Below are 16,451 nucleotides of genomic sequence, written 5' to 3'. Positions count from 1 at the left end.
GAAGCAGAAGATGATGACCGGCGAGCTCTACCGGGACTCCGACGCCGAGCTCGTCGCCGAACGCCGCCGCGCGCAGCAGCTCGTGGACGAGTTCAACGCCACCCGCTCGCACGCGGTCATCGAGAAGCTCTTCGGGTCCATCGGCGAGGGCTCGTGGGTCATGCCGCGCTTCCAGTGCGACTACGGCTACCAGATCCACATGGGCGCCAACAGCTTCCTCAACTACGACGCGATCCTCATGGACTGCGCGACGATCACCATCGGCGACGACGTCTCCATCGGCCCGCGCGCCCAGCTGCTCACCGCCCTGCACCCGATGGAGGACCACGAGGCCCGCCGGCAGCGCTTCGAGACCGCCGCACCGATCACCATCGGCGACAACGTGTGGCTCGGCGGCGGTGTCATCGTCTGCGCGGGCGTGACCATCGGCGACAACGCGGTGATCGGCGCGGGCAGCGTCGTGACCCGCGACATCCCGCCGCGCGTGCTCGCCGTCGGCAATCCGTGCAAGGTGGTCCGTGAACTGTGAGCAGGCGATCGCGCACGTCAACGCGCGGTCGGCGGGCGGGCCGATGCCGCGCGACCTGCGCGTCACGCTGAACTTCCACCCCGGCCGTGGCGTGCTCGACGCCCTGGTCCGCGACGGTGTGTACCGGTCGCAGTTCGAGACCGGCACCAGCAACGGCGGCCTCACCGCGCACCCCGGCGGCGCCCGCTGGGAGTGGGAGAGCCGTCTCTTCGGCGGCGCCTACGACAACGCGGATCCCGCCGACCGCCCCAAGTACGGCGCGTTGAACCACCGGCGGCTGCCACAGGGCGGCGCGCCCAGGTTCGGCTCGGCGCACCTGCGCCTCAAGGAAGCCGTCCTCGACCGCACCACGTTCTGCTACCCGGACAGCGTCTTCGACCCCGTCGACTTCGGCACCGCCCAGCGGTTCGCGCTGATCGAGCTCGCCGACGCCGACGACCGCGACCCGCTCGACAACTACATCGAGGCCCACGTCCACGGGCCCGTGACGCTCGACGACGTCGAGGCTCTCGTGCTGGACCCGAGCTTCACCGGGAACTCCGACCTGCCGTGCCCGGTCGAGTGGCACGACGGCTTCCGGCTGTCCACGGAGGAACTCCAGCGCAACGCCGGGTACCGCTCGCCGGAGTCCGTCGCACTGGGACTGCGGATCGCCGAGGACGGGTTCATCGACCCGCGGATCCTCGAAACCGCCGAAGCGGCGCCACAGGTCGTGAAGCACCTCTGGCACCACCTCGCCCGGTTCGGCTACGGCAGGTAGATCGACGCCAGCTGCCGCACCACCTCGGTCACGCGCGAGCGCAGCTCGTCCGGCGCGAGCACCTCCACCTCGCCGCCCATCCGCAGCACCATGCCCGTCGCGTGCCCGATCGACTCGATCGGGATCGTCACCCGCACCCACCCGCCATCGTCCACAGCGGACTCCTCGGCCGCCCGCGCCACGGCGGGCAGCACGTGGGACGCGAACGACTCGAAACCCCGCCGTGACAACCGGATCACGGCCTCACCGGTGAACTGGCGCGCCTGGAAGTCCTCCAGCGACGCCGCCCAGTGCGCCGCCAGGTCGAACCCCTCCGGCCGTGCGAACGTCTCGTCCAGCACGCGAGCGGCCTGGATCTGCGACACCCGGTAGGTCGAGATCCGCGTCGAGCCCAGAGCGACCAGGTACCAGCGGCCCGCCTTCAGCACGAGCCCCAACGGCCGCAACACGCGCGTCACCTCCTCCGGCGCCTGCCACCGCCGGTACGTGACCTCCAGCAGCCGCGAGCTCCACACCGCGTCCGCCACGAGCTCCAGGAACGGCGCGGGCTCCGCGTCGTAGTACCAGGCGGGCGCGTCGAGGTGGAACCGCTCGGCCATGCGGGAGGCCCGGTCGCGCATCGACGACGGCAGGGCCGCCATCAGCTTCAGCTGCGCCGCCGACACCGCCTCGCCAAGACCCAGGTCCGCGGCCGCGCCCGGCAGCCCCGCCAGGAACAGCGACTCCGCCTCTTGCTCGGTCAGGCCCGTCAGCCGCGTGCGGTAGCCGTCGAGCAGCTGGTAGCCGCCGGACGGGCCCGCGTCGCCGTAGAGCGGCACCCCGGCGGCGTGCAGCGACTCCACGTCCCGGTAGATCGTGCGGACCGACACCTCCAGCTCGTCGGCCAGCGCCTGCGCGGTCATCCGCCCCTTCGTCTGCAGCAGGAGCAACAACGACACCAACCGGCTCGCACGCACGCGAACACACTGCCACAAGGTGTCAGTGATAGCTCATATGTTCGACGCATGGCTTTCTACGAGAAGCAGCTGGCGGTCAAGGAACCGCTGGTCATCGCGGGCAGACACGTCAAACGCTACGAGGTCGTCACTCCCGGCCTCGCGATCACCGACGACGTCCGCGCGGCCGCCTACGCGTTCCTGCCGAAGATCTACCCGGACTTCGCCGACCCGACCCCGCCTGCCACGGTCACCGTGCTGCACCGCAGTGCCGCTGGCATGTACCTCAACGCCTACAACTGGGTCTGGGACAACGTCCTGCACTGCCGCACCGCGGTGTCCGGCGACCAGCCGTTCCTCGGCTCGACCGATCCGGACCTCACGCACTTCAGCGTCATCCCGAAGGACCTCATCGGCTGCGTGTGGGAGCTGCCGCCGCTGGAGCACGAACGCCGCGCGTGGGTGCGGCACGTGCTGGAGCCCGGCGAGCCGGACTTCGACGCCTACCTGCTCGACACCATGGCCGAAGGACTGGTGGGCAGATGAGCGAGTGGCAGGGCGCGCCGTCACGCTGAAAAACCGGCTGAAACGGATGGACGGCGGCGTTAGGTTCGCAGACATGACCACTCCGGAGACCGTTGTGCGCGCGCTGGCCGAACCGTCGAGGCTGCGGGCTTACGCCGCTGTCGTCCTCGGCGCGGGAACGCTGAGCGACGTCGCCGCCGCGTCCGGGCTCAAGGTCAAGGACGCGGGCGTCGCGCTGCGCAAGCTCCGCGAGGCCGGGCTGGTCGAGGGGGACCCGGCCCGGCCGGCTGATCTCAAGCCGCTCGCCGCCACGCTCACCGAGCAGATGCCCGCCGACGGGCTCGCGCCGTTCGTGCGCGGCGACAAGCTGATCTCGCTGCCGGTCGCGCCGGAACGCCGCCGCAAGATTCTGGAGCACGTCGCGTCGAAGGCCTTCGTGCCGCGGACGTACTACGAGGAGAAGGAGATCAACGAGCGGCTGCAGGCGTGGTGCGACGGGGGAGAGCTCGACCACGTGACCATCCGCCGCTACCTGGTGGACTTCGGCCTGCTGGAACGCGGCGGTGGTCTCTACCAGGCTCAGCCTCTGCCGATGTAGGGCATGCTCGTGGCCATCACGGTCATGAACTGCACGTTCGCGTTGAGCGGCAGCTGAGCCTGGTACAGCACCGCGTCGGCCACGTGCTGCACGTCGAACGTCGGCTCCGGCCTGATCTCGAAGTTCGCCTGCAGCACGCCCTGGCCCATCCGCTCGGTCATCTCCGTCGCGGCGTTGCCGATGTCGATCTGCCCGCACGCGATGTTGTGCGCGCGGCCCTCCAGCGACAGCGACTTGGTCAGGCCCGTGATGGCGTGCTTGGTCGCGTTGTAGGCCACCGCGTGCGGGCGCGGCACGGTCGCCGAGACCGAGCCGTTGTTGATGATCCGGCCGCCGCCGTGGGTCTTCATCACCTTGAACGCCTCACGGGCGCACAGGAACGGCCCGGTCAGGTTCACGCCGACGACCTTCTCCCACGCGCTGAGGCTGAACTCCTCGATCGGCGTGGCGCGGACGTTGGTGCCGGCGTTGTTGAACAACACGTCCACGCGGCCCCACTTCGCGACCACGGCCTCGAACAGCGCGACGACCGAGTCCTCATGCGACACGTCGGTCGGCACGACCAGGGTGCTGTCGGCGAAACCCTCGGCGGTCTCGTGCAGCACGTCCTCGCGCCGACCGGCCAGCGCCACCTGAAAACCCGCCCCCAGCAGGGTTCGCGCCGCCGCACGACCCACGCCGGAACCCGCTCCCGTCACGACTGCCACCGCCATCGGTGATCTCCCCTCGATCCAGCGATTGCTCTCAGTGTCCCGTGTGGAGTAACTACGTTGCGTGGAGTGCGAATCGGACATTTGCCTGCTGTGCGCGGGCACGGGGACCATGACCTGGCAACAACCCGTTCCCGGCCCGGAAGGCCTTGTGCTGCACGAGATGTCGCACCCGTGTCCCCGTGGTTGTTCCGGCTGGTGGAAGCTGCCGCACGGGGACGCCAGAGGTGTCGTCCAGGGAAATGTCGCAGGCAATGTCGCACGTGCCAACGAGATTCCGGCGGGACCGTCCACCCCGGCCTGATCACCGAGCGTGAACGATGGGGGTCACCCATTATTGCCGTGACGGTCCCTGCTTGGCGGCTGCGTCCACTCGGAGTAGAAGCGGACACTGTTCCGCTGTGAAGGAGTGCAGCCGTTGCCTTGGTTCTGGGCTGAACGAGGACCGGACCGCCTGCCGCGTCTGCGGCGGTCTGGGCCAGGTCCCCGACCGCTAGCCGAGGCTATTTCTTCGTCATCAGGGTCGGGCCGAGGATCCGCCGGGCGATCCGCCGGGTCAGCGACTTCGGCTTGCGTGCGGGCGCCTGCCTGGGCGGCGCGGGAGCATCTGCGGGCGTGGTGGCTGGGATGGTCGCTGCTGGGGATTCCTCGGTCGTGATCTTCGCGAACACCTGGGTCTCCGGCTCAACACTGCCGGGCTGCTGCTCGATCGGCACGCGAAGATCTTGCCATCGCCGTCGTGTCCCCCTGCCGTGAGGGGCTACTCCCTGGTACGCCGTGACCCAGGTCACGCAGCACACTGGGCGGTGACGGCCCCAGGCGGAGTGTGATGACTGAGACGACCGAGCGTGCGGACGTGGGGCCGCCGCCGGACGCGCAGCTGTGGGACCTGATCGCGCAGGGCGACCACGCCGCGTTCACCGAGCTGTTCGAACGCCACGCCGAGGCGGTGTGGAACTACGCCTACCGCCTGACCGCCTCCTGGTCGCAGGCAGAGGACCTGCTGTCCGCCACGTTCCTGACGGCGTGGCGCAAACGCGGCGAGGCCCGGCTGGTGCGCGACTCCGCCCTGCCCTGGCTCTACACCGTGACCGCCAACCGCGCCCGCACCGAGCGGCGGGCGTCGCGCAGGGCGTTGCGGCTGGTCGCGAAGCTCGTCCCGCAGGACGAGCGCGACCACGCCGACGACGTCGCCGACCGCACGGACGCCCAGCGCCGCCTGGCCGTGGTGGTGGCCGCCATCGCGGAACTGCCGCGGTCCGAACGCGAGATCGCCCAGCTCTGCCTGCTCGGCGACGTCTCCACCGCCGACGCCGCCACGCTGCTGGGCATCGCCGAGTCGAGCGTCCGCGCCCGCGTCTCCCGCACCCGCGCCCACCTCCGCGCACTGACCTCCGAGGACACGCCGTGATCGACCAGCTGCCCGAGAACCGCACCCTGCCCGACGACGTCCGCCTGCGCGCCCGCCGCCGCCTCGCCGAGGGCATGAACCCCGCACCCGGCAACCGGGCCCCGCTGTTCATCGCCGCGGGGGTGAGCGTGCTCGCCGCGGGAGCCGTCGTCGCGTCCCAGGCGCTGTTCGGCGAATCCGCCGAGGTCGCCGGGCCGTCCTACCAGCAGAACGGCGAGTTCGCCGGCAAGGACCGCGCGGTCGTCAACCACGTCGAACGCGGCGTGGTGGCCCCGGACGCGCTGGCAAGGTGCGTCGCCGCAGCCAAGGCGCATCCGCCCGCCGCGCAGTGGCAGACCATCGCCACCAGCCGCAAGGACGGCACGGTCCTCACCGCCTTCCGCGGCCCGACCGGCGTGTTCTTCTGCGCCAACACCGCCACCACGACCACCATCTCCGACCCGGACCCCGCACAGCTCGACGTGGGCCGCCGCAAGGTGAAGATCCTGTTCACCTCGCCGACGGGGGCGATGGCGGGGCTCGTGTCGCCGGACGTGAAGTTCCTCAGCCTGTCGCGCATGGCCGAGCCGGAGTGGAACAACACCTCGCCCGCGCTCGTCGACGGCCTGTTTCTCGCCCCGCACGGCTACCTGCGCGCCGAGAACGGCACGAAGGCGCTCGTCAACGGCGAGGAGTCCGCCGTGCGCGGTGTGCCGAAACCGGCTCCGTCGGTGACGGACCGGCCGCTGCCGCCCGCCGATCGCGGCACACCGGAGGCGCAGAAGCTCGCCGAGTGCCTGCGCGACCGGCCGATCCCGGATCCCGGCCAGTTCGCCCACGGCCTGACGGTCAAGGTCAGCGTCACCGACACGGTCGTGCTCGGCCGGTTCGGCGACCTGCTGCTGTACTGCCTGGACGCCGGTGGGCCGCTGCGCGGCAGCGTCTACGACGTGCGCGACCCGGACGGCATGGACGAGGTCGCCGGCACCACCGTCGCGTCCGTGCGGGTGTTCTACGACTTCAGGACGCAGCAGGGGAGGGAGCCGGGGGAGGTCGCTCACTCCGCCAGCTCGTCCTGCGCGGCCGTCGGGCTGGTGACCGACCCGCGCGTCGCGTCGATCACCTACACCCGGCCCGGCATGGCCGACGTTCCCGCGTCGATCGGCAACGGCACGTTCGTCCTGGCCGCACCGCTGATCGACCAGCACCCCGACGCCCGTGTCGTCGTGCGGGACGCGGGCGGCGCGATCCTGGAGACGATCACACCGACCCGGTAAACCGGTGGACACGCGGGCCAAGATGCCGGTGTGGAAACGGAACGCCTGACGCTGCGGCCACTTCAGCCGTCCGATGTGGACGAACTGCGCCGGCTGCACGCCGACCCCGAGGTGATGCGGTTCCTCGACCCCGCTCCGGTCGAGGACTACCTCGGCCCGAGCTTTCACGCGGCGGTCGAGAAGGCCTCCGGGCGCTTCGTCGGCTGGTTCGAGTTCAAGCCGGTCGGCGAGGGCGTGGTCGAGCTCGGCTACCGGCTGCACCGCGAGTTCTGGGGCCGCGGCTACGCCACCGAGGGCGGGAAAGCACTGATCGAGCGCGGGTTCACGACCGGTGAGGTGCAGCGGGTCGTCGCGACCACGATGGCCGTCAACGCCGGGTCGCGGCGCGTGATGGAGAAGTGCGGGCTGCGGCACGTCCGCACGTTCCACGTCGACTGGGACGAGCCGCTTCCCGGCGCGGAATACGGAGAGGTCGAATACGCGCTGACGAAGGAGGAATGGCAACAAGGTTAGGGGGAACTGCATGTGGCAGACGGACTTGGTCGACCTTGACGCGTACTTCGGGCGCACCGGGGCGTCGGCGTCGAGTTCGTTGACGGAGTTGCACGAAGCGCATGTGCGCGCCATCCCGTTCGAGAACATCGACGTGATGCTCGGCCTCGTGCCGTCGCTGGACCTCGTCGACATCCAGGCCAAAATGGTCGGCCGCCGCCGCGGTGGTTACTGCTACGAGCACCAGTTGTTGTTCACGGCGGTGCTGGAACGCCTCGGCTACGAGGTTCGCAGGCGGATGGCCAGGGTGAAGACCGGGCCGCGCACCCACTTCATGTCGATCGTGGACGACCAGCTCGTCGACGTCGGTTTCGGCGCGGGAATGCTGCACCCGATGCCGCTCGTGGACGGCGCCGTCGTGGACCAGGCCGGATGGCCGCACCGGTTGCGGCGCGAGGGTCGCCTGTGGGTGCTGGAAAAGCAGGTGGAGAACGGCTGGGAACGCATGCACGCGTTCGAGGACGACGTCGAACAGCTGCCTGTCGACTACCGGATGGCCAACTACTACGTCGCCACGCACGAGCGCTCGCCGTTCAGCCGCCAGCTCGTCGTCATGCGTCTCGAACCGGGCCTGAGCCGCCGTTTGGTGGGTTCGGAGATCACGATCGAGCACGCCGGTGAGAAACCTGAGAATTCTCAGGTTGAAAACCTCGAGAAAACGCTGGAATCGCTGGACATCACGCTCACCGAGGGGGAGCTGAGTCACATCAGCTCAATTCGGGGAACAACCGCGGGCACTCATTCGTAGTACTGGACATAAGGGGATCGCATATCGGAGGTGTTGCACAAATGACCACCGCGACTCCGTTCACCGCAGGAGCCGGCAACGCCGCAGGCGTCAACGCGCTGCCCACGCCGCCCTCGGGCTGGCCGATCGGTTCCTACGCCACCTACGAAGAGGCGCAGCGAGCCGTCGACCACCTGGCGGACAACGACTTCCCGGTCGCCGACGTCACCATCGTCGGCGTCGAGCCGATGATCGTCGAACGCGTCACGGGCCGCCTGACCTGGGGCCGCGTCCTCGGCGCCGGTGCCGCGTCGGGTGCCTGGTTCGGTCTGTTCGTCGGTCTGCTGCTGGGCCTGTTCTCGACCGGTGGCGCCCTCGCCCCGATCATCACGGGCCTGGTCGTCGGTACGGTCTTCGGCCTGGCCGGTGCCGCCATGCGCTACTCGGCGCAGCGCGGCCGCCGCGACTTCGCCTCGACCACCCAGCTCGTGGCCGGTCGCTACGACGTGCTCAGCCACCCCCGCAGCGCCGAGCGCGGCAAGGACATGCTGACCACCCTCGCCTGGCGCTCCTGAGTCCAGCTCCCACCACCACGAGGAAACGCCGTCCCCCAGGGGGCGGCGTTTCCGCATACTGGCCCGGTGTGGATCAACGAGCAGCGTGAGCGGTTGTGGCGGGGCGTGCTCGTCGCGCTGGCATTCCTGGTGGTCGCGACATCCAGGGACGCCAACCTGTTCGGCCTGTTCCCGATCCTGGTGTGGTGCGCCCTGGCCCGCTCGTGGCGGACCGGGGTCGTCGTCGGGCTGGCCATCCTGGCGCTGCTGGTGTGGTTCGTGGTGCCGCGCGGGCTCGGGTGGACCGGGCCGTGGGTGCCCTCGGCGCTGGAGATCTACTGGGTCTACTCCGTGATGGCGGCGGTGCTGTCGGTTGCGGGCCTGGCGGTGGAGCGGTTGCCGCGCGCTGCGCGACCGGCCCCGGCGATGGTCAGCGCCTTCACGATCGCCGGCTACGTGGTGCTCGGGTTCGTCGGCGCCGCCTTCCTGGGGATCATGAACATGGAGAGCAAGCCCCGCGACGAAGGCGTGCTGCCGGGGCCGGCCGCTCTGCAGGTGGTCGAGGGTGACGCCGGGTGCGGCTCCGGGAACTGCTGGCGCACGCTCGACGCGACCGGCGACCGTGCCCCCGAGGTGGTGCGCGCGCACCTCGCGTCCCGCGGCTACGTACCGCGCTCCGAGCACTGGTGCCGGCGGATCGGCCTCGTCGTGGCCCACGAGGTGTGTGCTGACCTGAGCAAAGAGACCCCCACCAGCGTCCACGTCACCTGGTACAACAACTGACCCACCATTTCCGTACGTCATACGGTATTGTTTCCGTATGGCCTACGGAAATGGGGTGGACGGATGGCCGCCGAACGCAGCGGCGGGGGAGACCCGGCCAGGACGATCGCGCTGCTCTGGCGCTCGCCGCCGGAACCGAAACCGGTCGGCAGGAAGCCCAAGGTGAGCGTCGACCAGATCGTCGGCGCGGCGATAGCGGTGGCCGACCGCGAGGGGCTCGGCGCGATGTCGATGGCCCGCGTCGCGCAGGAACTGACCGTCGGAACGATGTCGCTCTACACGCACGTGCCCGGCAAGGCGGAGCTCATCGACCTGATGGCGGACACCGTGCTGCAGGAGCGCGACCTCACGCCGGAGGGCACCTGGCGTGAGCGCATCAAGCACTACGCCGACCGCACACGCGCGGTGTACCAGGCACACCCGTGGATGCGTGACGTGTCGATGGTGCGCCCGCCGCTCGGGCCGGGCCTGATGGACGGACAGGAGTTCGTGCTGGCCGCCCTGGCCGACTCCGGTCTCGAACCTCGGCAGGTGACGGTGGCGCACGTGGCGATCGAGGGGTTCGTCCACGGCGCGGCCGCGTCCGAAGTGGACGATCAACAGCTGGAGCGGAAGACGGGCGAGTCCGGTGACTCGTGGTGGAGCGCGCGGCAGCTGTTCTGGGACGACTACTTCGACGTCGAGCGCTATCCGACGATGACGAGCCTGTGGAACGCCGGTGCCTACGACACCGGCGGCACGCTGGCCGACACCGTGCGGAGCTCGTTCGACTACGGGCTCGAGAAGCTGCTGGACGGAATCGAAGGGGGCTTGCGATGACGATCCTGGTGACCGGCGCGACGGGGAACGTCGGCAGGCTGGTGGTGCGCGGGCTCGCCGGCAAGGCGGACGTGCGGGCGATGACCCGCGACCCGGCCAAGGCCGATCTTCCGGTGCGGACCGTGAAAGGCGACCTCGACGACCCGGAGAGCATCCCGTTCGACGGCGTGGAGAAGCTCTACCTGTTCGCCCACCCGCCGACCGCGCAGGAGGTCGTCGACCGCGCGGTCAAGGCCGGGGTGCGCAGGATCGTGACGCTGTCGTCGGGCGCGGTGACCTACGGGTACGACACCAGCCACCACCTGCCGGTCGAGCAGGCCGTCGAGGCGTCCGGTGCCGAGTGGACGCACCTGCGGCCCGGCGAGTTCGCGGCCAACAAGATCGACCTGTGGGGGCCGTCGATCCGCGCGGACGGCACGATCGTGCACCCCGACCCGGACGCGTTCGGCCAGCCGATCCACGAGGCCGACATCGCCGAGGTGGCCGTGAAGGCGTTGCTGGAAAACGGGCACGCGGGCAAGGCCTACAACCTGTCCGGGCCGCCGCAGCTCACGCAACGACAGATGGCGACGGCCATCGGCGAGGCGATCGGGCGTGAGCTGCGGTTCGTCGACGTCACCGTGGAAGAGGCGCTCGCCTACTACGTCAGTCTCGGCTGGCCAGAGGAGATCGCTCGCTACATCCTCGGGCTGGGTGGGTACGAGGGTGGCGATCCGGACGACTTCGCCGACTACGAGTTCGTGGTGCAGCCGGACTTCCAAGCCGTCACCGGCAAGCCGTACCGGACGTTCGCGCAGTGGGCACGGGATCACGTCGCGGACTTCACCACGTCAAGCTGATCGCCACCGGTGATCTCCGCGTCGATTTCGGCACCTCCTCGTTCGACGTCTCTGCAAGGGGAGCGAGACCGAGGAGGTCCGGTGCGGTTCATGGTGTTCGTGAGAAGCCCGAAGCCGTTGGCGGCGCTGTACCGGGACGCCCTGCTCAGAGCGGGCGTGCTGCTCGACGCGGGCGACCTGGTGCCGCACGCCTGCGGGGTGTCCGGGTACTGGCTGATCGACGTGCGCGACCAGGAGGAAGCGGTGGAACGCGTCCGGCGCATCCCCCTTCCGGCGTGCGTCGTGGAAATACGGGAGGTGGCTGTGGTCTGATGCCTCCATGGGGGCTACCACCTCGGTGCACCGCACCATCGACGCCGTCTGGCGGATGGAGTCGGCGAAGGTCATCGCCGCGCTCGCCCGGTACGTGCGCGACGTGGGCCTGGCCGAGGAGATGGCCCAGGACGCGCTCGTGGCGGCGCTGGAGCAGTGGCCGGTCGAAGGTGTGCCGAAGAACCCCGGCGCCTGGCTGATGACGACGGCCAAGCGCCGGGCGATCGACCAGATCCGGCGGCGGGAGAACTTCAACCGCAAGGTCGAGGAGATCGGGCGGGAGATCCAGGAGGCCACGCCGGACGCCAGCGAGGGCATCGAGGACGAGATCGGCGACGACCTGCTGAGCCTCATCTTCACCGCCTGCCACCCGGTGCTGGGCACCGAGGCGCGGGTCGCGCTGACGCTGAAGATGCTGGGCGGCCTCAAGACCGAGGAGATCGCCCGCGCGTTCCTGGTCAGCGACTCGACGGTGGCCCAGCGGATCGTGCGCGCCAAGAAGGCACTGGCCGACGCCGGTGTGCCGTTCGAGGTGCCGGAGGGGCCTGAGCTGGCGCCGCGGCTCGCGTCCGTCCTCGAGGTGATCTACCTGATCTTCAACGAGGGCTACTCCGCCACCCAGGGCGACGACTGGATGCGCCCGGAGCTGTGCGCGGAGGCGCTGCGGCTCGGGCGTGTGCTCGCGGAGCTGGCGCCGAAGGAGGCCGAGGTCCACAGCCTGGTCGCGCTGATGGAGATCCAGGCGTCGCGCTCCAAGGCCCGCACCGGTCCTGGCGGTGAGCCGGTGCTGCTGCTCGACCAGGACCGCGGCAAGTGGGACTGGCTGCTCATCGGCCGCGGCCTCAAGGCCCTCGAACGCGCCGAGGCGCTCAACCAGCCGCCCGGTCCGTACTACGTGCAGGCCGCTCTCGCCGCGTGTCACGCCCGCGCCCGCAAGGCCGAGGACACCGACTGGCAGCGCATCGCCTCGCTCTACCAGGTGCTCGCGCAGATCTCGCCGTCGCCGATCGTCGAGCTCAACCGCGCGGTGGCGTTGTCGATGGCGTACGGGCCCGCCGCCGGGCTCGCGCTGGTCGACGAGATCGCCGGCGAGAAGGCGTTGCAGGGCTACCACCTGCTGCCGAGCGTCCGCGGCGACTTCCTGGTCAAGCTCGGCCGCACGCAGGAGGCGAAGGCCGAGTTCGAGAAGGCCGCCTCGCTGACCCGCAACGAACGCGAGAAGACCCTGCTGCTCCAGCGTGCCGCCGCCTGCGACTAGGTGAGGGCGAGCTTCACCCCGAGGGCGGCGAACGACGCGGCGAAGCACCGCCGCAGCCACACCATCACCCGCGGCCGGGACAGCACCTGGTCGCGCATCGAGGCGGCGAAGAGCCCGTACACCACGAAGCCCGCGAACGTCAGCGCCATGAACACCGCGCTGAGCCGCACCATCTCGGCCGGCGTGGTGGCGAACTGCGGCAGGAACGCCACGAAGAAGATCGTGAGCTTGGGGTTCAGCACGTTCAGCAGCACGGCGTTGACGATGATCTTCGACGCCGACGCTCTCGGCGCGTCGGTGGAGACCACGAGCTCGCTCTTGTCCCGCAAGGTGCTCCACGCGAGGAACACCAGGTAGGCGACGCCGAGGTACTTCACGATCTCGAACGCCAGGGCGCTCGCGTGCAGCAGGGCCGCCAGGCCGGTGACGGTGGCGACCACCTGCGGCACGATCCCGAGCGTGCAGCCGAACGCGGCGATCACGCTCGCCCTGCGCCCGTGCGCCAGCCCGGCCGACAACGTGTACAGGACACCGGTGCCGGGTGTGGCGACCGCGATCAGCGTGGTGATCAGGAAGGCGAGGCTCATGCCGATCACTGTGCCGCCCAAGCGGTCCAGAAAGCAGAGCCACAACGCGGTCGCGAAGTTGGACCACTTCCGACGTCGAAACCCGGGAAGCGGCGACGTCCCCGGGGCATGACCATCAAGAGCATGCACCACGTCGGCATCACCGTCACCGACCTCGCCGCCGCCGTCGCGTTCTTCGAGGAGCTCGGCATGGAGCTGGAGGGCAAGGCGCACATGGAGGGCGAGTTCGTCGACGGAGTCATCGGACTCGACGGTTCGCGCAGCGAGATCGCGATGCTGCAGACCCCGGACGGCCGGTACCGGATCGAGTTCAGCCAGTTCGAGACCCCGCGGAGCATCGACGGCAGCTCGCACGCTCCGATCCACGCCCTCGGCCTGCGGCACATCGCGTTCGTCGTCGACGACCTCGACGACACCCTCGCCCGGCTCCGGCCGCACGGCGCCGAGGTGGTGCGGAACGTCGAGACCTACCAGGACGTGCTCAGGACCTGCTACGTCCGCGGGCCCGAGGGCATCCTCGTCGAGCTGGGCGAGTACTTCAGCTGAGCGCCCGCGCGTACGCCGCGGGGGAGACGCCGACGGTCTGGGTGAAGTCGCGCACGAGGTGGGCCTGGTCGCTGTACCCCAGATCGGCGGCCAGCCTCGCCCACTCCACCTCGGACTCGGCGCGTTCCAGCGCCTCGTGGATGCGATACCGCAGGATGACCCACTTCGGGCTCACCCCGACGTAGTCCGCGAACAGCCGTTGCATCGTCCGCACCGACACGCCCTCGGCCCGCGCGAAACCGGTGACCTTGCGGATCTCCCGGTTCTCCCGGATGCGCTGCACGAGGTCCATCGCGAGCGTCGCCTGCGGATCAGGCGTCGGTCCCATGCTCAGCAGGAACTCATCGAGCGCGGCGACCCGCTCGTCCTCGTCCTCCAGGTCCAGCACGGAATCGGCGGGAACGCCGGTCAGCCGCACGTGCCGCCCGGTCCACTCGGACACCGGCTCTGGACGGAACACCCGGAACCCGCCGGGCCGGAACTGCACTCCCGCCACGCGAATCCGCCCGTCCAGCACCCGGCTGAACAACCCGAGCCCCACTCCGGCGAGCTCCGGATGCGCGTGGCCGCGTTCGAAGACGATGTTCACCGACGGGTGCGGCACGACGTGTGAGGTGTACGGCGCGTCGAGGTTGCCGTCGATCAGCCAGTAGTGCTCCAGGTACGGCCGCAGCTCGGCGCACGGCAGTCGACGCCGGAACCGCACGCGGGCGAACAGCTCGCGCGCGTCCACGATCCCCCGAGTGTCACGCCGTGGCCCCTGCACAGCGCAGATCCTAGGTTGGCGCGTTTTTTCAAGAACGCGAAACCCGCGCGCGAATAGCGTCGGCCCCATGAAGCTCAGCGTTCTCCTCGACCGGGCGCGTGACCACGCGCTGCCCGTCATCGCCGCCATCGGCGACGACGACCTGACCAAGCCCACCCCGTGCGCCGACTACGACGTCCGCGCCCTGCTCGACCACCTGTTGCACGTGGTCGTCGAGTTCCAGAAGCTCGCCGCCAAGCAGGACGCCGACTTCAGCCACACACCGTCCTACCCGGACTGGCGCGCGCAGTTCCCCGCGGAGACGGCGAAGCTCGTCGAGGCGTGGGGCCAGCCGGGCGCCGACGAGGGCATCGCCGGGAGCATGAACCTGCCAGCGCAGACCGTGGGCGGGATGGCGTTGCTCGACCTCACGATCCACGCCTCCGACCTCGCGCAGGCGACCGGCCGGCGCTTCGAGCCCGACCCCGAGGTGCTGACCGAGGTGGCGGCCCTCGTCGCGCAGATGGGCCCGATGGCTCAGGAGTGGAACGTGTTCAAGGCACCCGTCGAGGCGCCCGCGGACGCGTCGGAGTTCGAGCAGGTCCTGGCGAACACCGGCCGCGACCCGCGCTGGAGTGCTTGACTGGCGGCATGCTGACCATCGGGATGCTCGGCGGGATGAGCTGGGAGAGCAGCGCGGAGTACTACCGGCTCGCGAACACCGTGGTGCGGGAACGCCTCGGCGGCCTGCACTCCGCGAAGATCGTGCTGCACTCCGTGGACTTCGCCGAGATCGAACGCATGCAGGTCGAAGACAGGTGGGACGACGCGGGCAAGGCGCTCGCCGAGGCCGCCGCACGCGTGCAGGCGGGCGGTGCCGATTTCCTGTTGCTGTGCACCAACACCATGCACAAGGTGTTCGACCAGGTGCAGGCGGCCGTCGACATCCCGATGATCCACCTCGGCGACACGACCGCGGCCGCCATCAAGCAAGCCGGTCTGACCACGGTCGGGCTGCTCGGCACCGGGTTCACGATGGACCAGCCGTTCTACCGGGAACGCCTGGAGTCGCACGGGTTGCGCGTGCTGCTGCCGTCCATGCAGGACCGGGCCACCGTGCACCGGATCATCTACGACGAACTGTGCCTCGGCATCGTCCGCGACGAGTCCCGCCGCGCCTACCAGGACGTGATCGCACGGTTCGAGGGGGCAGAGGGGATCATCCTCGGCTGCACCGAGATCGAGCTCCTGATCACCCAGACCGACGTGCCGCTCCCGGTGTTCCCGACGACGCGCCTGCACGTCGAGGCGGCCGTCGACCGAGCGGTCGGGTGACCTGCGGAGCAAATCGCCTTCGCATGGCTGATAGTGGACGGATGCGAGGCAAGCAGTTCGCGTGGTCCGGCCGGGACTGGCGGATGCCGGTCTGGCTCTGGCTCGGCCTGGTGACGATGTTCGTCAGCGTGCTGCACATCGTCATCGACTTCGGCGTCGGCCTGTTCGACCTGCACGGCACGCTGAGCCTGACCGAAGCGGCAACCCTGGTCGGCGTCGCGCTCATCCAGCTCTGGTGGGCGATTTCCTTCACGGCGGGCGCTCAGGGCAACGGCAGCGGCGTCGCCAGCGCCGGGATCCTCGGCGCCGGCTGGGCGGCGCTGACCAACGGCTTCCCGATCGTCTACTGCCCGCCCGTGTGCGAAGAGGCACGGCCGCTGACCGACATCGGCCACGTCGGCAGCATCGTGTTCGGAATCCTGCTCGCGCTCGTCGCCGTCTGGACGCTGTGGCGTGCTCGGGTGCGTCCGGGCTGGTTCATGCCGGCCGTGGCGACGGCCTTGGTGGTGGGAACCCTCGTGGCACTGGCGAACACCCCGATCACCTAGCGCCATTCTGTGAACCGTTGATGTGACCTGGCGTACAACGCGATGACCCTGTGAAGTGTCTCAGTCACTGAGGGCTGATTGACCTCCACAGTGAACCAGGGGAGTTCGCGTTGAAACGATCA

Annotated in this window: 23 protein-coding genes; 18 read left to right on the top strand and 5 right to left on the bottom strand. The window is 69.8% G+C overall.

Annotation, left to right across the window (positions count from 1 at the left end; translation table 11 throughout):
• Positions 1–10 precede the first annotated feature (10 nt).
• Together IEZ09_RS01255 and IEZ09_RS01250 are read left to right on the top strand one after the other, a co-directional pair.
• A complete protein-coding gene (locus IEZ09_RS01255) occupies positions 11–529 on the top strand; it encodes a sugar O-acetyltransferase (protein ID WP_189252168.1) in 519 nt (172 codons plus the stop codon).
• Between the two features lie 43 nt (positions 530–572).
• Positions 573–1,289 carry a DUF3626 domain-containing protein gene (locus tag IEZ09_RS01250; protein WP_189252169.1) on the top strand — a complete coding sequence of 239 codons (717 nt, stop codon included), beginning with the start codon at positions 573–575 and terminating at the stop codon, positions 1,287–1,289.
• Here the strand turns inward: IEZ09_RS01250 and IEZ09_RS01245 are convergent.
• The gene (locus IEZ09_RS01245; protein WP_189251632.1) at positions 1,277–2,245 is read right to left on the bottom strand and encodes a helix-turn-helix transcriptional regulator; all 969 of its coding nucleotides are present in this window, start codon (positions 2,243–2,245) and stop codon (positions 1,277–1,279) included. The genes IEZ09_RS01250 and IEZ09_RS01245 overlap by 13 nt on opposite strands.
• Before the next feature lie 48 nt (positions 2,246–2,293).
• On the opposite strand from IEZ09_RS01245, the gene IEZ09_RS01240 reads away from it, so the two are divergent.
• Together IEZ09_RS01240 and IEZ09_RS01235 are read left to right on the top strand one after the other, a co-directional pair.
• Positions 2,294–2,770, top strand: coding sequence for a hypothetical protein (locus IEZ09_RS01240; RefSeq protein ID WP_189251631.1), 477 nt, complete (start codon positions 2,294–2,296; stop codon positions 2,768–2,770).
• 73 nt (positions 2,771–2,843) lie between these two features.
• Positions 2,844–3,347, top strand: a complete 504-nt coding sequence (locus IEZ09_RS01235) for a DUF2087 domain-containing protein (protein ID WP_189251630.1) — start codon at positions 2,844–2,846, stop codon at positions 3,345–3,347.
• Here the strand turns inward: IEZ09_RS01235 and IEZ09_RS01230 are convergent.
• Both IEZ09_RS01230 and IEZ09_RS01225 read right to left on the bottom strand, forming a co-directional pair.
• Positions 3,329–4,060 carry an SDR family oxidoreductase gene (locus tag IEZ09_RS01230; protein ID WP_189251629.1) on the bottom strand — a complete coding sequence of 244 codons (732 nt, stop codon included), beginning with the start codon at positions 4,058–4,060 and terminating at the stop codon, positions 3,329–3,331. The genes IEZ09_RS01235 and IEZ09_RS01230 overlap by 19 nt on opposite strands.
• Positions 4,061–4,560: 500 nt before the next feature.
• Entirely contained in the window at positions 4,561–4,773 is a 213-nt protein-coding gene (locus IEZ09_RS01225; protein ID WP_189251628.1) for a hypothetical protein, read from the bottom strand.
• Positions 4,774–4,886: 113 nt separating this feature from the next.
• On the opposite strand from IEZ09_RS01225, the gene IEZ09_RS01220 reads away from it, so the two are divergent.
• The 10 genes from IEZ09_RS01220 (at position 4,887) to IEZ09_RS01175 (ending at position 12,568) form a co-directional block, all read left to right on the top strand.
• Positions 4,887–5,468 (top strand): RNA polymerase sigma factor, encoded by a 582-nt coding sequence (locus IEZ09_RS01220; protein ID WP_189251627.1) that lies wholly within the window; start codon positions 4,887–4,889, stop codon positions 5,466–5,468.
• Positions 5,465–6,724 carry a hypothetical protein gene (locus IEZ09_RS01215; RefSeq protein WP_189251626.1) on the top strand — a complete coding sequence of 420 codons (1,260 nt, stop codon included), beginning with the start codon at positions 5,465–5,467 and terminating at the stop codon, positions 6,722–6,724. Before IEZ09_RS01220 ends, IEZ09_RS01215 begins: the two co-directional genes overlap by 4 nt.
• Positions 6,725–6,754: 30 nt before the next feature.
• Positions 6,755–7,237, top strand: a complete 483-nt coding sequence (locus IEZ09_RS01210) for a GNAT family N-acetyltransferase (protein WP_189251625.1) — start codon at positions 6,755–6,757, stop codon at positions 7,235–7,237.
• A gap of 10 nt (positions 7,238–7,247) precedes the next feature.
• Positions 7,248–8,024 carry an arylamine N-acetyltransferase family protein gene (locus IEZ09_RS01205; protein WP_189251624.1) on the top strand — a complete coding sequence of 259 codons (777 nt, stop codon included), beginning with the start codon at positions 7,248–7,250 and terminating at the stop codon, positions 8,022–8,024.
• 41 nt (positions 8,025–8,065) lie between these two features.
• Complete coding sequence (locus tag IEZ09_RS01200) at positions 8,066–8,578, top strand: YflT domain-containing protein (protein WP_189251623.1); 513 nt, start codon at positions 8,066–8,068, stop codon at positions 8,576–8,578.
• A gap of 66 nt (positions 8,579–8,644) precedes the next feature.
• Positions 8,645–9,340 (top strand): hypothetical protein, encoded by a 696-nt coding sequence (locus IEZ09_RS01195; RefSeq protein ID WP_189251622.1) that lies wholly within the window; start codon positions 8,645–8,647, stop codon positions 9,338–9,340.
• Between the two features lie 63 nt (positions 9,341–9,403).
• The gene (locus tag IEZ09_RS01190) at positions 9,404–10,159 is read left to right on the top strand and encodes a TetR/AcrR family transcriptional regulator (RefSeq protein WP_189251621.1); all 756 of its coding nucleotides are present in this window, start codon (positions 9,404–9,406) and stop codon (positions 10,157–10,159) included.
• Positions 10,156–10,998 (top strand): NAD(P)H-binding protein, encoded by an 843-nt coding sequence (locus tag IEZ09_RS01185; RefSeq protein WP_189251620.1) that lies wholly within the window; start codon positions 10,156–10,158, stop codon positions 10,996–10,998. Before IEZ09_RS01190 ends, IEZ09_RS01185 begins: the two co-directional genes overlap by 4 nt.
• Before the next feature lie 81 nt (positions 10,999–11,079).
• Positions 11,080–11,310, top strand: a complete 231-nt coding sequence (locus IEZ09_RS01180) for a YciI family protein (RefSeq protein ID WP_189251619.1) — start codon at positions 11,080–11,082, stop codon at positions 11,308–11,310.
• Between the two features lie 7 nt (positions 11,311–11,317).
• Positions 11,318–12,568: an RNA polymerase sigma factor gene (locus tag IEZ09_RS01175; protein ID WP_189251618.1), complete on the top strand. Its 1,251-nt coding sequence runs from the start codon at positions 11,318–11,320 to the stop codon at positions 12,566–12,568.
• On the opposite strand, the gene IEZ09_RS01170 is transcribed toward IEZ09_RS01175, so the two are convergent.
• The gene (locus IEZ09_RS01170) at positions 12,565–13,155 is read right to left on the bottom strand and encodes a LysE family translocator (RefSeq protein WP_189251617.1); all 591 of its coding nucleotides are present in this window, start codon (positions 13,153–13,155) and stop codon (positions 12,565–12,567) included. The genes IEZ09_RS01175 and IEZ09_RS01170 overlap by 4 nt on opposite strands.
• Positions 13,156–13,263: 108 nt before the next feature.
• Here IEZ09_RS01170 and IEZ09_RS01165 point away from each other — a divergent pair, with 108 nt between their 5' ends.
• Positions 13,264–13,701: a VOC family protein gene (locus tag IEZ09_RS01165; protein WP_189251616.1), complete on the top strand. Its 438-nt coding sequence runs from the start codon at positions 13,264–13,266 to the stop codon at positions 13,699–13,701.
• On the opposite strand, the gene IEZ09_RS01160 is transcribed toward IEZ09_RS01165, so the two are convergent.
• A complete protein-coding gene (locus tag IEZ09_RS01160; RefSeq protein WP_229812141.1) occupies positions 13,694–14,467 on the bottom strand; it encodes a helix-turn-helix domain-containing protein in 774 nt (257 codons plus the stop codon). The genes IEZ09_RS01165 and IEZ09_RS01160 overlap by 8 nt on opposite strands.
• 67 nt (positions 14,468–14,534) lie before the next feature.
• Between IEZ09_RS01160 and IEZ09_RS01155 the strand changes: the two genes are divergently transcribed.
• The 3 genes from IEZ09_RS01155 to IEZ09_RS01145 are packed head-to-tail and all read left to right on the top strand — an operon-like array spanning position 14,535 to position 16,329.
• A complete protein-coding gene (locus IEZ09_RS01155; protein ID WP_189251614.1) occupies positions 14,535–15,089 on the top strand; it encodes a TIGR03086 family metal-binding protein in 555 nt (184 codons plus the stop codon).
• Between the two features lie 8 nt (positions 15,090–15,097).
• A complete protein-coding gene (locus IEZ09_RS01150; RefSeq protein ID WP_189251613.1) occupies positions 15,098–15,781 on the top strand; it encodes an aspartate/glutamate racemase family protein in 684 nt (227 codons plus the stop codon).
• Positions 15,782–15,822: 41 nt separating this feature from the next.
• Complete coding sequence (locus IEZ09_RS01145; protein ID WP_189251612.1) at positions 15,823–16,329, top strand: hypothetical protein; 507 nt, start codon at positions 15,823–15,825, stop codon at positions 16,327–16,329.
• The last annotated feature ends 122 nt before the right edge of the window (positions 16,330–16,451 follow it).

This window comes from Lentzea flava (assembly GCF_014648475.1).
GTDB lineage: Bacteria > Actinomycetota > Actinomycetes > Mycobacteriales > Pseudonocardiaceae > Lentzea > Lentzea flava.
This window is presented reverse-complemented; position numbering and strand designations above follow the sequence as displayed.

Excerpts from the sequence above, each read along its gene's own strand:
- IEZ09_RS01255 (WP_189252168.1), top strand. The coding sequence starts at position 11 with ATGATGACCGGCGAGCTCTACCGGGACTCCGACGCCGAGCTCGTCGCC.
- IEZ09_RS01250 (WP_189252169.1), top strand. The coding sequence starts at position 573 with ATGCCGCGCGACCTGCGCGTCACGCTGAACTTCCACCCCGGCCGTGGC.
- IEZ09_RS01240 (WP_189251631.1), top strand. The coding sequence starts at position 2,294 with ATGGCTTTCTACGAGAAGCAGCTGGCGGTCAAGGAACCGCTGGTCATC.
- IEZ09_RS01235 (WP_189251630.1), top strand. The coding sequence starts at position 2,844 with ATGACCACTCCGGAGACCGTTGTGCGCGCGCTGGCCGAACCGTCGAGG.
- IEZ09_RS01230 (WP_189251629.1), bottom strand. The coding sequence starts at position 4,060 with ATGGCGGTGGCAGTCGTGACGGGAGCGGGTTCCGGCGTGGGTCGTGCG.
- IEZ09_RS01220 (WP_189251627.1), top strand. The coding sequence starts at position 4,887 with ATGACTGAGACGACCGAGCGTGCGGACGTGGGGCCGCCGCCGGACGCG.
- IEZ09_RS01205 (WP_189251624.1), top strand. The coding sequence starts at position 7,248 with ATGTGGCAGACGGACTTGGTCGACCTTGACGCGTACTTCGGGCGCACC.
- IEZ09_RS01200 (WP_189251623.1), top strand. The coding sequence starts at position 8,066 with ATGACCACCGCGACTCCGTTCACCGCAGGAGCCGGCAACGCCGCAGGC.
- IEZ09_RS01190 (WP_189251621.1), top strand. The coding sequence starts at position 9,404 with ATGGCCGCCGAACGCAGCGGCGGGGGAGACCCGGCCAGGACGATCGCG.
- IEZ09_RS01185 (WP_189251620.1), top strand. The coding sequence starts at position 10,156 with ATGACGATCCTGGTGACCGGCGCGACGGGGAACGTCGGCAGGCTGGTG.
- IEZ09_RS01175 (WP_189251618.1), top strand. The coding sequence starts at position 11,318 with ATGGGGGCTACCACCTCGGTGCACCGCACCATCGACGCCGTCTGGCGG.
- IEZ09_RS01170 (WP_189251617.1), bottom strand. The coding sequence starts at position 13,155 with ATGAGCCTCGCCTTCCTGATCACCACGCTGATCGCGGTCGCCACACCC.
- IEZ09_RS01165 (WP_189251616.1), top strand. The coding sequence starts at position 13,264 with ATGACCATCAAGAGCATGCACCACGTCGGCATCACCGTCACCGACCTC.
- IEZ09_RS01155 (WP_189251614.1), top strand. The coding sequence starts at position 14,535 with ATGAAGCTCAGCGTTCTCCTCGACCGGGCGCGTGACCACGCGCTGCCC.
- IEZ09_RS01150 (WP_189251613.1), top strand. The coding sequence starts at position 15,098 with ATGCTGACCATCGGGATGCTCGGCGGGATGAGCTGGGAGAGCAGCGCG.
- IEZ09_RS01145 (WP_189251612.1), top strand. The coding sequence starts at position 15,823 with ATGCGAGGCAAGCAGTTCGCGTGGTCCGGCCGGGACTGGCGGATGCCG.